Source organism: Streptomyces sp. NPDC048442, assembly GCF_040651475.1.
Taxonomy (GTDB): Bacteria; Actinomycetota; Actinomycetes; order Streptomycetales; family Streptomycetaceae; genus Streptomyces.
Genome location: NZ_JBEZKB010000018.1, coordinates 156745 through 171918, shown reverse-complemented (window position 1 = coordinate 171918; position 15174 = coordinate 156745). Strand labels below are relative to the sequence as shown.

Here is a 15174-nt window from a genome sequence, read left to right as displayed (position 1 = left end):
CATGCAGCAGCCCACCTTCGTACTGCTCCACGGAGCATTCGCGAACTCCTTCTCCTTCGCGCCGCTCCAGGCCGAACTCGGCCTCCTCGGCCACCGTTCGGTCGCCGTCGACCTGCCAGGACACGGATTCGGGGCGACCTACCTGCCCGCCTACCAAGCCCCGCAGGACCCCGAAGGGCTCGCCACCGCACCCGGCTCGATCAAGGGCGTCACGCTCGCCGACAACACCGCCCACCTGATCGATGTCCTGGAACGGGCCAAGCGGAACGGCCCCGTCGTCCTCGTCTCCCACAGCCGCGGCGGCATAACGGCCACGGCGGCGGCCAACGCACGGCCCGACCTGATCGACCGCATCGTCTACGTCTCGGCCTGGTGCCCCGTCGAACTCGACGTCAACGACTACTACGCCGAGCCGGAGATGGCCACCGTCGACGCCGGCTCCCTCTCTCTCGCACTGGCCGCGAACCCCGCCGAACTCGGCCTGATCCGCGTCAACTTCCGCACCGCGGCCCCGGAAGCCCTCGCGGCGTTCAAGGCGGCCTTCCTCGCCGACGGCACCGACGAGGAGTTCCTGACCTTCCTCAACACCTTCCAGCCGGACGAGAACCTGGACGTCGGCACCTCCGACGACCGCGCTCAGGCCGCGACCTGGGGCCGCATCCCCAAGACCTACGTACGCCTGGCGGGCGACACGAGCATGCCGCCCGCCCTCCAGGACCGGCTGATCCGCGAGGGCAACGCGCTGACCCCGGACAACCCGTACGACGTCCGCACCCTCGAAGGCAGCCACCTGAAATGGCTGGTCGACCCGGCCCCGGCAGCCCGCCTCCTGGGCGAACTCACCGAGCACCCCGAACCTCCGGCCACCCGGGCATGAGTGACGCCCCGGACCCGGGCCCGCCCCCGGAACCAATGTGAACGAGCCCGGCATACCGGCAGCGCCTCGTCGCCGGCCCGAGCAGCCGGCCTTCGACCGCACTGCCGCGGACCGCACCTCCCCGGCGTCCGTGCGGGTGGCGGGTGTCGTCTCGGTGCTGACCGTGTGCGGGATCGGCTGGGCGGCGGGGCTGGACGAGTTGCTGAGCAGCCCCGGGTTCCGGGCCTGGCAGACGATCACCGTGGCCGTCCTCGTCCAGGCCCTGCCGTTCCTGCTGCTGGGCACGCTGGTGTCCGGGGCGGTCAACGCCTTCGTACCGGCGCACGTATTCGGCAGGATGCTGCCGCGCAATCCGGCGCTCGCGGTCCCGGTGGCGAGCGTCGCCGGGGTCGTCCTGCCGGGCTGCGAATGTGCTTCCGTACCGGTCGCAGGGAGCCTGATCCGGCGCGGGGTGACCCCGGCAGCGGCGTTCGCCTTCCTCCTCTCGGCCCCGGCGATCAACCCGGTGGTGCTGGTCTCGACGGCCGTCGCCTTCCCCGCCGCACCGGAAATGGTGGCCGCCCGGCTGGTCGCCTCCCTGGCGACGTCCGCCGTGATGGGCTGGCTGTGGCTGAGGTTCGGCCGGGCGGAGTGGCTGCGGATGCCCGTACGCCACTTTGGCCACGAGCCGGGGAACAACCGCTGGGAAGATTTCCGGCTCGGCTTCCAGCACGACTTCCTGCTCGCGGGCGGCTTCCTCGTCCTCGGGGCGATGGCCGCCGCCACCTTCAACGTCACGGTGCCACGCTCGGTGATCGACACCTTCGCGGAATCGCCCTGGCTGTCGGTGCTCTTCCTCGCTGCGCTGGCCGTCGTGCTCGCCGTCTGCTCGGAGGCGGACGCGTTCCTGGCGGCCTCACTGACGGGGTTCTCCCCGACGGCCAGGCTGGCGTTCATGGTGGTGGGCCCCATGGTCGACCTGAAGCTGATCGCCCTCCAGGCCGGCACCTTCGGCCGCGCGTTCGCGTGGCGGTTCTCGGGGGCGACCGCGGTGGTGGCCGTGGCCTGCGCCGCGCTGACGGGTTGGTGGCTGCTGTGAGACGCACCCTGCAGAACGTGCTCCTGCTGATCCTCGGGGCGGGAGTACTCCGGATCTCGCTCTTCAGCGACATCTGCCTGCGCTACGTGAAGGAAGGGCTGCAGCCGTACGTCGTGGTGGCGGGCCTCGTACTGACGGCACTGGGTGTACTGGGCGTACTGCGCGACGCAGTACCGGCTCTGACGAAACGTCATACCGGGCCGGACGGTCCCGGCCCTGAACCCGACCACGGGCACGGGCACGACCACTCCCAAGGGCCCCGGGTCGCCTGGCTGCTGCTGCCGCCCGCGCTGGCGCTGCTCCTGTTCGCGCCGCCCGCGCTGGGCTCGTACACCGCCGCCCGCGACAGGCCCCAGCTCGTCGTCGAGTACGACCGGTTCGACCCGTTGCCGGCCACCGGCCCGGTGCCGCTCTCGATGACCGAGTACGTCGCCCGCCTGCAGCAGGAGGAGAGCGGCAGCCTCAAGGGCCGCACCGTCGTCCTCCAGGGGCTCGTCCTCCCCGGCAGGAACGGCACCTGGCGGCTGGCCCGTCTGCTGGTCTCCTGCTGCGCGGCGGACTCGCAGACCCTGAGCGTCGCGGTGCACGGCGCGAAGGCGCCGCCCGCCGACAGCTGGGTGAGGGTGACCGGCACCTGGCCCCCGGGCGGCACCCTCGGAACGACCTCGGCGGAGCTCGCGGTGAACGTCACCTCCGTGACACCCCTCCCCGAGCCCGCGAACCCCTACCTCGACAAGGCCCCCGGGCGCTGAGCCCCGTCACACCCGCACCGCTCCCCGGCGCGTCCGCACCGCTCCCCGCCCCGGCGCGCCCTCACCAGCGCACCGGCAGCGCCCTGGGGCCGCGGATGAGCACGTCGGTCTGCCAGGGCACCTCCACAGTGCGGTCCGTGCCCGAAGGCCACGTGCGGGGGCACGTCCTCGGTGGCGATGCGGGGCTGACCGACGCCGTGCTTGTGCGGGATCCAGCGCAGCAGTTCCTCCACGGTCGCTTCGCGATGTCACGCAGGCTCCTGATCGACATGCGAATTGCCGCCCGGCCGTAGGGGAATTCCGGGATCACCTCGCTCGTGGACCTCATTCGTCACAGGGGTCGCTGTACCGCGCAAGGGTCGGCCCCCCGTACGAGTGATATTCCCCCTCTCCCCTGTCATGTGCGGAAATGACCAGCAAAATTGCCACAAAAGGCCCCTCCCCTTCGGGCCATGACGCCAAGGAGTCATCTGACATGACAGCGACGGAATCGGCAGCGGAGCCGCATCCGGTCCGTTTCTGGGCGGCGGCGGACTTGCCGGGTCTCGCGTTCGACCCCTTCATGGCCGAGCGGGTCGGCGAGCGGACCATCTCCCGGGTGCGGCTGCCGCACGGCGAGGGCCACGCCTGGCTGGTGACGCGGTACGAGGACGTCAAGTTCGTCACCTCCGACCCCCGGTTCAGCCGGCAGCGCGTGGTCGGCCGTTCCGTCACGCGGCTCGCACCGCACGTCATCCCCCTCGACGACGCCGTGGGCTTCGCCGACCCGCCCGAGCACACCAGGCTCCGCAAGGCGGCGGCGCGCTCCTTCACCCCCCGCGTCCTCGACCGGCTGCGGCCCCGGGCCCAGCGGACCGCCGACCGGCTGCTGGACGCGATGGAGGAACAGGGGCCGCCCGCCGATCTGATGACGCACCTGCACGACCCCCTGCCCCTGGCTGTGATCAGTGACCTGATGGGCGTCCCGGAGACCGACCGGCCGCGCATGGCCCAGTGGACGACCGTCCTGCTGTCGGCCGCCTACGGGCGCGAGGTCAGCGAGCGGGCGAAGACGGAGATGGCGGCCTACTTCACCGACCTGCTGACGCGCCATGGCGAGCTGCCCGGGGACAGCCTCGCCGGGGAGCTGGCGGAATCGGTCACGGCCGGCGTCGTCAGCCTGGACGAGGCTGTGGGCATCGCCGTGCTCGTCCAGGCCAGCGGGGCCCACGCCGTCCGCAACAACAGCGGCAACATGGTCTACGCCCTGCTCACCCACCCCCACCACCTGGCACGGCTGCGCGCCGAACCCACCCTGCTCCCGCAGGCCGTCGAGGAGCTGCTGCGCTTCGTCCCCCACCGCAACGCCGTGGGCATCGCCCGCATCGCGACCGAGGACGTGGAGGTCGGCGGCGTCACGATCCGGGCCGGTGAGGCGGTGCACGCCTCCTACCTCTCGGCCAACCGCGACCCGGCCGTCTTCGACCACCCCGACGAGCTCGACTTCGACCGCGGCCCCAACCCGCATCTGTCCTTCGGGCACGGCCCGCACTTCTGCCTGGGATCGAATCTGGCCCGCATGGAGTCGGAGATCATCCTCTCCAGCCTGATCACCCGGTTCCCGCGGCTGCGTCTGGCCGTTCCCGAGGAGCAGGTGACATGGCAGCGCAGCGCCCTCATCCGGGGCCCCGAGACGCTGCCCGTCACCTGGTGACCGCTGCCCGCGCACCTCACCCGCGCACCTCAGGAAAGGCCCTGACCATGTCCCCCGTCACCGCTCCGGAAGGGCTGATCGTCCTCCCCGGGCGAGGAAGAACCCTCGTCTCCCCGGCACAGCAGGTCACCTTCAGGGTCACCGGCCGGCACTCCCGCTCCGCCTCCAGCTGCGAGGTCGTCGTCCCTCCCGGCCGCCCGCACGCCTTCGCCAACCCCACGCGCGAAACCGCCCGGATGTTCCTCCGGTCCGCCCCGCCGCCCTTGCACGAGCGCTGTTTCGAGGAACTCCTCGAGATCCTCGACTCCGGTCCGGAAGTGGACCGGAAGGCGGCCGACGCGCTGCGCCGCCGCTACGACGTCGAACAGCTCACCCCTCTCAAGGTCGACCCGCCCTCAGTCCCCGACCCGCGCGGCGACCGAACGGCGCCGGGCACTTCGCGCGCGGGAGAGCAGCCATGACCTCTTCCCCGCCCGCACCCCAGGAACCACCCGCGCCGGTCGCCCACGACTGGCCCGTGGACGATCTGCGCGGCCTGGAGTTCGACCCGCTCATACACCGGCTGGTGCGCGAAGGCTCCCTCTCCCGGATCCGGCTGCGCTTCGGCGAGGGAGAGGCCTGGCTGGCGACCCGGTACGAGGACGTCAAGGCCATCGCATCCGACCCGCGCACGAGCCGGGCCCTGACCGTCGACCGACCGGTCACCAGCATGACCCCGCACATGGTGGCTCCGCCCGGTGGCGTCGGCCGCGCCGACCCGCCCGACCACACCCGGCTGCGCCGGCTGACCGCCCTGACCTTCGGACGGAAGCGGGTCGCTGCCCTGCAGGAGCGGACCGAGGAGCTCGTCGGGCGGATGCTGGACCGCATGGCCGCCCAGGGGCCGCCGGCCGACCTGACCGAGCACCTCACCGGGCCGCTGCCCGCCCAGTTGATCGGCGAGCTGCTCGGCGTCCCCCCGTGCGACCTCGACCAGCTCCAGGTCTGGCGCGCGATCATCCTCTCCAGCAACCGCTCCCAGCAGCGCGGTGACGCGATCAAGAAGGAGATCGCCGGATACTTCCGCGCCATGGTCGCCCACCGCCGTGAACACCCCGGCGACGACCTGTTCAGCGCCCTGGTCGCGGCCCACACCGAGGGCGGCATCAGCCTGCCGGAACTGGTCTCCCTGGCGGTGATGATCGTCCTCAACGGCATGGACGCGGTCCGCAACCAAGTCTCCAACATGGTGTACGCGCTGCTGACCCATCCCGACCAGCTGGCCCGCCTGCGCGCCGACCCCGCGCTGCTCCCGGGCGCCGTCGAGGAGTTGCTGCGCTACATTCCCCACCGCAACGGCGTGGGGCTGCCGCGCATCGCCACGGAGGACATCACCGTCGGCGGGGTGACGATCCGCGCGGGCGAGGCGGTGTACGTCTCCTACGTGGCGGCCAACCGGGACCCGTCGGTCTTCAAGGACCCCGATCGCCTCGACATCGGCCGTGCCGAGGCCCCCCACCTGTCCTTCGGCCACGGCGCCCACTACTGCGTCGGCGCCATACTCACCCGCATGGAGGCGCAGGTCCTACTGAGCGCCCTCCTCGACCGTTTCCCCCACCTGCGCCTGGCGGTGCCGGAGGAGGAGCTGCGCTGGCGGCGGGGTTCGATCAACCGCGGACCGGAGGCACTGCCGGTGGCGTGGTGACCCCGGGCGCGTCCCGGGCGGATCGACGAAGCTGACGGCCCGGTCCGTCCTCGTAGCGGGTGACGAGCCGGCAGAGGCCCTCGCCGTGCGGCAGCCTGACGCGCGGTACGGGGGCGTGGGTCAACGAAGCGCGCAGGGAGGGGGCCGAAGTCGAGCGCCGGGAGGTCCTCGGCGTCGTAGGTCCGTACCCCGGAGGCCGGGCAGGCGGGCGCCGGCCCGAACGGCCGCTGCGCTCCGGTGATCAGACCCTCGGTCATGCCACTGGGCGGCCGGTGCACTCCACTGCCACGGCCGCCGTTGCACGCGGGCGGTGGGCGTGCTGATCTTTATGTGTTTGATGTGTAAATGTCAGTAATTGTCCCGGGGGCGGACGTCCCGCCCGTCCCCGGATACGGCGTCAGCCGTGCGTACGCCCCCAACGCCCGAGGTGTTCCATGCCCACGCTGTGCCGCCCCGCTGTCGCCGTGCCGGAGTTCGTCATCACCCAGGAGGACACCCTCGCGCTGGCACGAAAACTGCACCACGACCATCCACAGCTGCCGCTCGCGCTGCGCCTGATCAGCAACACCGGCGTGAGCAAACGCCATCTGGTCCGCCCCATCGAGGAGACCCTCCAGCACCCGGGTTTCCGCGCCCGCAACGACATGTACGTCACCCAGGCCAGGGCCCGGGTCCCCGCCGTGGTGGAAGAGGCCCTCGGGCACGCGGCCCTCACGGCGCGCGACATCGACCTCATCGTCTTCGTGTCCTGCACCGGCTTCACCATGCCCTCGCCGACCGCCTGGCTGATCAACTCCATGGGCTTCCGGCCCGAGACCCGGCAGATCCCGATCGCCCAGCTGGGCTGCGCGGCAGGCGGCGCCGCCATCAACCGCGCCCACGACTTCTGCACCGCCTACCCCGACCGCAACGCCCTCGTGGTGGCCTGCGAGTTCTCCTCCCTCTGCTACCAGCCCACCGACCTGGGCGTCGGCAACCTGCTCTCCAACGGCCTGTTCGGTGACGCCGTCGCCGCGGCCGTGGTGCGCGGCAGCGGCGGCACCGGCGTCGCACTGCGCCACAACGGCAGCCACCTGGTGCCCGACACGGAGGACTGGATCGCCTACGACGTCCGCGAGACCGGCTTCCACTTCATGCTCGACAAACGGGTGCCCGGCACGATGGAGCAACTCGCCCCGGTACTCACCTCATTGGCCGATCAGCACGGCCAGTCCGCCTCTGCCATGGACTTCTACATCATTCACGCGGGCGGCCCGCGCATCCTCGACGATCTGTGCACCCACCTGAACGTCCCGCCGTCGTCGTTCCGCTTCAGCCGCGCCACACTCACCGAGTACGGCAACATCGCCAGCGCCGTCGTACTGGACGCCCTGCGCCGCCTGTTCGTCGACGGCGGCCCCGGCACCGGCGCCCACGGCATGATCGCGGGCTTCGGCCCCGGCATCACCGCCGAGATCGCCCTCGGCACCTGGACCACGGCCGAGGCGACCGCCCGCACCCTGAGCCACCTCGAACGGACCCTGACGGACAAGTCCGACGGACGGAACGAGGACCTCGACGGACAGGCGGCCCTCGTATGACCGGCCCCGGCCTGCGGACGGGACGCACCGAGGGGCTCGTGGTGCCGCCCGGCGCGGGCCGCGTCCTCGCCGCGAAGGCCCAGCACGTCACGTACAAGGTGACCGGGGAACACTCCGCCGCCGCCTCGACGTTCGAGGTGCTGGTGCCGCCCGGTTTCGACGTGGGCGCGCACGCCCACGCGCACAGCGAAGAGCTCTTCTACGTACTGGAGGGCGAGCTGGAAGTGCTCGCCTTCGAACCGCGGGTACGCACCCCCGACAGCTGGCGCTCCTGGGAGTCGCACGCAGGACAACGAAAGATGCGGGCCACCCCCGGCACCCTCATCCAGGTACCCCAGGGCTGCCCGCACGCCTTCGCCAACACGAGCGGGACGACCGCGAAGATGCTCTTCCAGTCCTCCCCGCCCCCCGCCCACGAGCGCTACTTCGAAGAACTGCTCGACATCCTCACCTCCGGCGCGGACCCCGCGGAACGCGACACGGCCATCGACACCCTCCGCACCCGCTACGACATCGAACAGATCACCCCACTGCGCTACGACCCACCTGGCCCCCGATAAGCCCCGGGCCTCGGCGCCCGGCCCCGGGTGTGCCCCGCGCCGTCACCAGGCGCCACGGTGGGCGAAACCAGTCCAGGATCGGCCGCGTCAGAAGGGCGAGGTCACCACCACTTCGCCGCACATCCTGGAGTTCACATGCACATCAGGTCATCGCGTGCCACTGGCCGACTCGCTGTGTTGTGTTTGCTTGTCGCCGGCTTGGGTGCAACTTCCGGATGCGGCAGCCAGAAAGGCGACGCGGGTGCCGGCGGCGACGCGGAGAACTCGGCGCATCGCGCCCAGCAGGTCGCCGCGGCCTGGGACGGCTCCACTGCGGCCACCACGTGGCGTGCCGGCTACCACCCCATGGGTGACGTGGTCCAGCTGCCACGAGGAGGCTTACGCAGCCAGGCCGACAAGCAGGCTTACCAAGACCACCACTTCGTCCTGCGAGGAACACTGCCCACCACCTGGCCCAAGGACGGCCGAGTGGTGTGGGCCGGAAAGGGAGAACTCACACGGCCGTCGCAAGGGGTGGACGAGTCATTCAAGGCCCTGTCCTACGACCGCGCCGGGGTAAGACCACACCTCACGGTGACCGGAGCGAAGCCGGGTTCCATGACCATTGCCACCCACCGTGGTCCAGCAGTGGTCCCCGCCTGGCTGTTCACCCTGGACGGCTATGACACTCCCCTGAAGCGGGCGACTGTCGTCCCGTCGAAACTCCCTCAGCCGCCGATCGCAGAGGCCCACAGCGGCCCCGGTGATGCGCTCGACCGGCTGGTCCGGATTTCCGCAGACGGACGGTCGGTGACCGTGATCGCCCTTCATGGCGTCTGCGACGACGGCCCTGTGGTGAAGGTGCTGGAAACTCGCGGCAGCGTGGTGCTGTCGGCCTCCGTCAAGCAACGGAAGCACGAGACGCTCTGCACCAAGCAGGCCAAGGGGCAGGAAGTAGCCGTGAAACTGAACCGCGCTCTGGGCGACCGCGTCCTGCTCGACGCACACACCGGCAAACCGGTCCCCTACCAGCCGCAGAACGGGCCCTCACCAAGCTGGAGCTGACCACACAACTCCACGACCGGCCCACCGCACGCGGCCACGGGGCCACGCTGTGACGGGGCTACGGGGCTACGGGGCTACGGGGCTACGGGGCTACGGGGCCAGCGGCAACTTGCCGAGCCCGCACGAAGCCTGGCTGTAGCCCGGCTCCGTCTGAATACGCTCGGCCAGACCTGGGAGAGCCCTGTTGATCATGTCGGCGGGCGTTGTGCCGGAGGGCGGCGGCAAGGACGGTGAAGATCAGGACGTCGAGGAGCAGGGCGGTGGCAGCGCCGTCCGGGCTTTGGCCGAGGACGTGTCCTGAGTGGGAGCGCGGACCCGCCATCGGCATCAACCGCATCCCGTGCACCCTCCCCGAGCACCACCAGGGCGACCACGCCAACGCCTACGCGCAGCACCGCGCCCCGTCCGATCCCATGTCGGGCGGAACTCGCGTACCCATGTGGTTAGGTACGCGTACTCAGGCGGGCGCGAACCGCTGGCCCGAGACTCAACGCATGACCCCAACCCCCGTCTCCATCAGCACATTTACCCCTCGCCGACGCACCATCGCGGCTGCCGCTCTCGCCGCTCTCGCCGTCCTGGCGCTCACCGGCTGCGGGAGCGAGCCGAGTGCCGGTGCCGCAGCGAAGGAGCCGGCCAAGGGTGTCGTCGCCAAGGCGAGTCCCGTACAGCCGTCCCCCGAGCAGAAGGCGTTCGCGGCGATGCTGGACGGGTTCGCGAAGATGTGCCCTGTGGCCGACGGGGTCGCGCCGACGCCGCCCGGAGAGTTCGCCCCTCCGGGGGCGCCGCAGACTCTGCCCCCTGGGGAGACGCCCCCGCCCGGCGAGGTCCACCCTCCTCGCCCTACCGGGCCTGAGGCAGAGTTGGACAGCCACGAGTGGTGCACGAGCGTCCACCACGAACAGCGCATCATCGAGGCTCTGCAAAAGGTCGCGGAGCCCACCCCCGCCACGGTCCGCACAACCCTGAACAGCCTCGGCTACATCGACGAGCACATCCACGGCCTCAAGCAGGACGGCAAGACCACCCGCTTCCACCTCGACCTGCGCGAGAACGGCAGCCGGCATTGCGAGACGGGCCGGGCGTCGGGCGCGACAACGGAAGTCGACGCGTGTGTAGCCCTCCCCACCGGACCTTTCATCATCAAGACAGCCGCGCAACCGTAACGGCGGTCTGCTCCGCAGGCCACGAGGGAGCGGCGGGGGGCAGCAGATGATCTTGAAACGGGAAACGGCCCCCGCCCTGCGGAGAAAACCGCAGTTCAGGGGCCGTACGTCCTGTAGGCCATGTCGGACTCGAACCGACAACCAACGGATTAAAAGTCCGCTGCTCTGCCAATTGAGCTAATGGCCCCCGGCAGGACTCCCAAGAGCATAGCTGCCCGGTCACCGGCGTCCGATCGGGTATCGCCCGAAACCCTGGAGGAACCTGCAGGAAGCTGAAGGAACCTGCAGGAAAGGAAAGGGCCCGCTCGTGAAGAGCGGGCCCTTTCCTCGGACTAGTTCAGGCTGACTCAGCCGTTGCGCTTCCAGCGCGGCTTGTCGTCGCGGCGGCCGAAGGAGCCGGTGCCGGTGCCGGTGGAGCTGCCGCGGTGGTCGCCGCCGCGGAAGCCGCCGCCGGTGGACGGACGGTCGCCGCCACGGAAGCCGCCCGAGGGACGCTCGTCACGACGGTCGCGGTTGAACGGACGGTCGCTGCCGCCGGCGCGGAAGCCGCCACCGGTCGCCGGACGGTCGCTGCGGTCGTCGCGGCGGAAGCCGCCCGACGCGGGACGGTCGTTGTCGCGGCGGAAGCCGCCGGACGCGGGACGGTCGTTGCGGTCGTTGCCGCGGTAGCCGGTGGCCGCCGGACGGTCACTGCCGCTGCGCTCGCCGCCACGGAAACCACCGGACGGACGGTCGTCGCGGCGGAAGCCGCCACGGTCGCCACCGCGGTCGTCACGACGGTCGTTGCCACGGAAGCCACCACCGGTGGGACGGTCGCCACGGTCGTCGCGACGGAAGCCGCCCGACGCCGGACGGTCGTTGTCGCGACGGAAGCCGCCGGACGCGGGACGGTCGTTGCGGTCGCCGCCACGGAAGCCGCCACGGTCACCGCCACGGTCACCGCCGCGGTCGTTGCGGTCGTTGCGGTCGTTGCCGCCACGGTAACCACCGCGGTCGCCGCCACGGTCGTTGTTGCCGCGGTAGCCGCCACGGTCGTCACGGCGCTCGAAGTTGCCGCGGTCGTCGCGGCGCTGGCGCTGCTCCTCCGCGGCCTTCGCGGCAGCGGCAGCAGCGGCCTGGGCCTCTTCCGCAGCCTCCGCCTCGGCGGCGGCAGCGGCCTCGGCGAGAGCCGTCTCCGGGTCCTCGCCACGCTCACGGGCGGCACGGGCGACCAGACGGTCGGCCTCCTCGCGCAGCTCGGTCGCGCGGCGCTGGATGCGCTCCAGCTCCTTGGCCATGTCCTTGGCCTCGCGCTCGGCCTGCTTGGCCGAGTTGGTCGCGGAGTCGGCCTGGACCTCGGTCAGCGAACGGGCGCCGGTGATCTCGGCGACCTCCGGGTCGAACGCGCCCGAGCCGCCGACGATGTGGCGCGAGGCGTCGACGCCCGCGTCCTCCATCAGCCGGAAGATCTGGCGGCGCTGGTGCGGCAGCGACAGGGAGACGACGACGCCGGACTTGCCCGCGCGAGCCGTACGGCCGGAGCGGTGCAGGTAGTCCTTGTGGTCGCCGGCCGGGTCCACGTTCAGCACCAGGTCGATGCCGTCGACGTGGATGCCGCGGGCGGCGACGTCGGTGGCGACCAGGGCGTTGACGTAGCCCTTCTTGAAGTCTTCGAGGACGCGGGTACGGGCGCCCTGCGTCATGCCGCCGTGCAGGGCGTCGGCCTTGACGCCCGAGTCCTGGAGCTGCTCGGCGATACGGTCGGCGCCCAGCTGCGTACGGACGAAGATGATCGTGCGGCCCTTGCGGGCGGCGATCGCGGCCGTGACCGGCGCCTTGTCCTTCGGCTTCACGACGAGGACGTGGTGGGTCATGGTCGAGACGTTGCCCTGCGCGCTGTCGACCTCGTGCGTGACGGGGTTCGTCAGGTAGCGCTTGACCAGGGTGGAGATCTCGTTCTCCATCGTGGCGGAGAAGAGCATCCGCTGGCCGCCGCCGGGGATCTGGTCGAGCAGCTCGGTGACCTCGGGCAGGAAGCCCAGGTCCGACATCTGGTCGGCCTCGTCGAGGACGGCGATCTGGACGTTCTCCAGGGACGCGGCGCCACGGTTCAGCAGGTCGCGCAGACGGCCCGGGGTGGCGACGAGGACGTCGACACCGCGCTCCAGTGCGTAGATCTGGTTGCCCATGGACGTACCGCCGCAGACGACCTTCATCTTCAGGCCGAGCACGTCGCCGTACGGCTGGAGGGCGTCCGCGACCTGCATCGCGAGCTCACGCGTCGGCGTGAGGATGATCGCGCGGGGCTTCTTCTTCTCGGTGGTGCCGCCGGCCAGCGAGGCCAGGGTCGGCAGACCGAAGGAGAGGGTCTTGCCGGAGCCGGTACGGCCACGGCCGAGGATGTCCTTGCCGGCCAGGGCGTCCGGGATGGTCGCGGCCTGGATCGGGAAGGGCGCGGTCACGCCGTTCTGGGCGAGCTTGCGGACGATGCCCTCGGGCAGGCCCAGGTCGCTGAAGGTGGGACCGGTGTGGACGGGCTCGCCGTCGACGTCGGCGGCGATCTCGTCGGAGGCGATCTCGTCGGCGGCGTCGGCCTCGGCGGCAACCGGCTCGGAGACGATCTCGGCGGCAACCGGCTCGGAGACGATCTCGACCTTGGCCTCGGTGATGACCTCGACCTCGGTGACGGCCTCGGCCGAGTCGGCGATCGCCGACTCGACGATCTCGGTGGCGGCCTCTACGACCTCGGTGGTGTCGACGCTCTCAACGTCGACGGTGACCGTCTCGACAGCCTCGACCAGGGCTGCGTCGAGCTGCTGCTCGGCGCCCTCAGTGGGCATGGCGGTGCGGTCAGAACTGGAAATAGACATGCGGATGCGAAACCTCTCGGAGTCTCGGCACGCGCCCAAACTCCGTGAATCGCAAGTGAAACCGCCTCGATGCGGTCAGTCACGGCAAGGGAGAGTACGCGCCACACGGCGCTCTTCTGTTTCGGCGCCGGGCAATGGGATCAAACGATCTATAACCTTACGCACCCTCCCCCTCACCTGGCAAATCGACGGCGCTACACCGCTTCCACCTGCGGATTTACCGCCGGTCCCGGCTGTCCCCTGCGGTATTCCAGGGGAGTCCGGGTCCCGACCGCACGGTTCTCCGCGGCGGGTGACGCGGACGGCGTCGGCTGCGCCGTCGGCCCGGTGGGGGTCGGCGTCGGCTCGGGCGGCTTGGTCGGCTCGGGCGGGGGCGTCGGCTGCTGGGTCGGCCGGGTCGCGGAGGGCGTCGGCGCCCCCGGGGACGGCGTGCCCTTCCCGGGGGCGCCTCCGGCCCCCGGGGGCGGCGTGGCGCCCGTCGTCGGGCCGGGGGCACCCTTCGAGGGGGTGGCCTCGGGGCCGGGCGAGGCATTCGGGCTGGCCGAGGAGCCGTCGCCCGGATCGGCGTCCGCAGCGCCCTCACTGCGGGAAACGGGCTTCGAGCCGGTACGTCCCCGGCCCTCGCCGCCCACCGCCGCACCACCGTCGGGGCCGGCCTGCCCCTGCTTGGCGGCGGGGCGCGCCGGGAGGGGTTTGCCCTCGTCGTCGCTCACACTCATGCAGCCTGCGGAAACCGCCACCGCGAGCGCCGCGGCGGCGAGTCGGACAGGGGTGGGCAGTTGGCGCACGGGCGCACCTCCGGCAATGACGGCCAAGAGGGTGCCGGCGCACGGGTCTGCGACACTCCCGGAGCCGTAGGGCGAGTTAGGGGTCTGCCCTCCCAACTCCCATTGCCCCGCCGGGGACACGCGCAGGCACCCGACCGCCACCACGAGGAGCCGCCGCCGGGCCCCGGCCGGGTGCCGCGCCTGCCCCTCACCCGTAACCCAGCGCGTGCAGCCGCTCGTCGTCGATCCCGAAGTGGTGGGCGATTTCGTGGACCACGGTGATTTCGGTCTCGGCGACCACGTCCTCCCGGTCCTCGCACATCCGGAGGGTGGGACCCCGGTAGATGGTGATGCGGTCCGGGAGCACGCCCGCGTACCACTCCCCGCGATCGGTGAGCGGCGTTCCCTCGTACAACCCCAGCAGATCCGGATCGTCCTTCTCGGGCTCGTCCTCCACGAACACCGCGACGTTGTCCATCAACCGGGTCAGCTCAGGCGGTATCCGGTCCAGCGCCTCAGCGACCAGTTCCTCGAACTCCTCACGCGTCATCTCCAGCACACCCCCATTCTGCCGACCCCCGGCCCCTTGAGCACTGAAGCCACCCCCAGCCCTCTCGGGCACCGGGGCGCCCGCCCCCTGCCCCCTGCCCCTTCCCATGCCCATGCCCATGCCCATGCCCCTGCCCCCTAGCCTCCTTGGGCAGCGGGGCCGCCCCCCGGGGGCGGTACGGGTGGGCAAGGGGGCGGCCCCCACGCGGAGCCCCACCCCTCGCCCCCGCCCACGCCCGCTCCCGCCCGCACCAGCACGCCGAACAGGGGCCAGGGAGGGCGGCGGTGCTCCTACCCGGAGCGAGGGGTTCCGCTGTGCCCACCCGTTCCGCCCCAGCGGAACGATTGCCCACAGCGGGTGGAACGCTTGCCCACAGCGGTGGCGGCCGGGACGCCCACAGCGGCGGCAGCGAGGGAGGGGCACGGCGGGGCAGCCGCCCACAGCGGGCCGCTGCGGGAGACCTCAGGACCCACCGCGGGGCCACCGCGGGGGCACTGCAGGGGCACTGCAGGGAGGTCGCTGCAGGGAGGTCGCTGCAGCGAGCGCCGCACGGGAGCGCCGCACAGGAGCGCCG

Annotated in this window: 13 protein-coding genes and 1 tRNA gene; 10 read left to right on the top strand and 4 right to left on the bottom strand. The window is 71.5% G+C overall.

The genetic code is table 11. The features are described 5' to 3' along the window. Position 1: 1 nt before the first annotated feature. From AB0D18_RS25780 to AB0D18_RS25735, 10 genes are all read left to right on the top strand, one after another. Complete coding sequence (locus tag AB0D18_RS25780; protein WP_362422988.1) at positions 2-877, top strand: alpha/beta fold hydrolase; 876 nt, start codon at positions 2-4, stop codon at positions 875-877. 37 nt (positions 878-914) lie between these two features. Next, positions 915-1955, top strand: a complete 1041-nt coding sequence (locus tag AB0D18_RS25775; RefSeq protein ID WP_362422986.1) for a permease — start codon at positions 915-917, stop codon at positions 1953-1955. Then, positions 1952-2707, top strand: a complete 756-nt coding sequence (locus AB0D18_RS25770; protein ID WP_362422983.1) for a TIGR03943 family protein — start codon at positions 1952-1954, stop codon at positions 2705-2707. The genes AB0D18_RS25775 and AB0D18_RS25770 overlap by 4 nt, the downstream gene beginning before the upstream one ends. Before the next feature lie 475 nt (positions 2708-3182). Further along, the gene (locus tag AB0D18_RS25765; protein WP_362422978.1) at positions 3183-4400 is read left to right on the top strand and encodes a cytochrome P450; all 1218 of its coding nucleotides are present in this window, start codon (positions 3183-3185) and stop codon (positions 4398-4400) included. A gap of 47 nt (positions 4401-4447) precedes the next feature. Continuing rightward, positions 4448-4861, top strand: coding sequence for a hypothetical protein (locus tag AB0D18_RS25760; protein ID WP_362422975.1), 414 nt, complete (start codon positions 4448-4450; stop codon positions 4859-4861). After that, positions 4858-6084: a cytochrome P450 gene (locus AB0D18_RS25755; RefSeq protein ID WP_362422973.1), complete on the top strand. Its 1227-nt coding sequence runs from the start codon at positions 4858-4860 to the stop codon at positions 6082-6084. The genes AB0D18_RS25760 and AB0D18_RS25755 overlap by 4 nt, the downstream gene beginning before the upstream one ends. A 434-nt stretch (positions 6085-6518) precedes the next feature. Next, complete coding sequence (locus AB0D18_RS25750) at positions 6519-7664, top strand: type III polyketide synthase (protein WP_362422970.1); 1146 nt, start codon at positions 6519-6521, stop codon at positions 7662-7664. Then, entirely contained in the window at positions 7661-8224 is a 564-nt protein-coding gene (locus AB0D18_RS25745; protein ID WP_362422968.1) for a cupin domain-containing protein, read from the top strand. Before AB0D18_RS25750 ends, AB0D18_RS25745 begins: the two co-directional genes overlap by 4 nt. A 135-nt stretch (positions 8225-8359) precedes the next feature. After that, on the top strand, positions 8360-9268 hold the full coding sequence (locus AB0D18_RS25740) for a hypothetical protein (RefSeq protein WP_362422965.1): 909 nt from the start codon (positions 8360-8362) through the stop codon (positions 9266-9268). A 494-nt stretch (positions 9269-9762) separates the two neighbouring features. Further along, positions 9763-10434, top strand: a complete 672-nt coding sequence (locus AB0D18_RS25735) for a hypothetical protein (RefSeq protein ID WP_362422962.1) — start codon at positions 9763-9765, stop codon at positions 10432-10434. 114 nt (positions 10435-10548) lie between these two features. On the opposite strand, the gene AB0D18_RS25730 is transcribed toward AB0D18_RS25735, so the two are convergent. From AB0D18_RS25730 to AB0D18_RS25715, 4 genes are all read right to left on the bottom strand, one after another. Further along, positions 10549-10621 (bottom strand) — tRNA-Lys (locus AB0D18_RS25730). A 160-nt stretch (positions 10622-10781) separates the two neighbouring features. Further along, complete coding sequence (locus AB0D18_RS25725; RefSeq protein ID WP_362422959.1) at positions 10782-13253, bottom strand: DEAD/DEAH box helicase; 2472 nt, start codon at positions 13251-13253, stop codon at positions 10782-10784. 224 nt (positions 13254-13477) lie between these two features. Then, positions 13478-14071: a hypothetical protein gene (locus AB0D18_RS25720; RefSeq protein ID WP_362422956.1), complete on the bottom strand. Its 594-nt coding sequence runs from the start codon at positions 14069-14071 to the stop codon at positions 13478-13480. Positions 14072-14258: 187 nt separating this feature from the next. Further along, on the bottom strand, positions 14259-14609 hold the full coding sequence (locus AB0D18_RS25715; RefSeq protein ID WP_362422953.1) for a metallopeptidase family protein: 351 nt from the start codon (positions 14607-14609) through the stop codon (positions 14259-14261). Positions 14610-15174 lie beyond the last annotated feature (565 nt).

What these genes read in the sequence shown, in the direction of transcription:
- AB0D18_RS25780 (WP_362422988.1), top strand. Translation starts at nt 2, where the DNA reads ATGCAGCAGCCCACCTTCGTACTGCTCCACGGAGCATTCGCGAACTCC.
- AB0D18_RS25765 (WP_362422978.1), top strand. Translation starts at nt 3,183, where the DNA reads ATGACAGCGACGGAATCGGCAGCGGAGCCGCATCCGGTCCGTTTCTGG.
- AB0D18_RS25760 (WP_362422975.1), top strand. Translation starts at nt 4,448, where the DNA reads ATGTCCCCCGTCACCGCTCCGGAAGGGCTGATCGTCCTCCCCGGGCGA.
- AB0D18_RS25755 (WP_362422973.1), top strand. Translation starts at nt 4,858, where the DNA reads ATGACCTCTTCCCCGCCCGCACCCCAGGAACCACCCGCGCCGGTCGCC.
- AB0D18_RS25750 (WP_362422970.1), top strand. Translation starts at nt 6,519, where the DNA reads ATGCCCACGCTGTGCCGCCCCGCTGTCGCCGTGCCGGAGTTCGTCATC.
- AB0D18_RS25745 (WP_362422968.1), top strand. Translation starts at nt 7,661, where the DNA reads ATGACCGGCCCCGGCCTGCGGACGGGACGCACCGAGGGGCTCGTGGTG.
- AB0D18_RS25740 (WP_362422965.1), top strand. Translation starts at nt 8,360, where the DNA reads ATGCACATCAGGTCATCGCGTGCCACTGGCCGACTCGCTGTGTTGTGT.
- AB0D18_RS25735 (WP_362422962.1), top strand. Translation starts at nt 9,763, where the DNA reads ATGACCCCAACCCCCGTCTCCATCAGCACATTTACCCCTCGCCGACGC.
- AB0D18_RS25725 (WP_362422959.1), bottom strand. Translation starts at nt 13,253, where the DNA reads ATGCCCACTGAGGGCGCCGAGCAGCAGCTCGACGCAGCCCTGGTCGAG.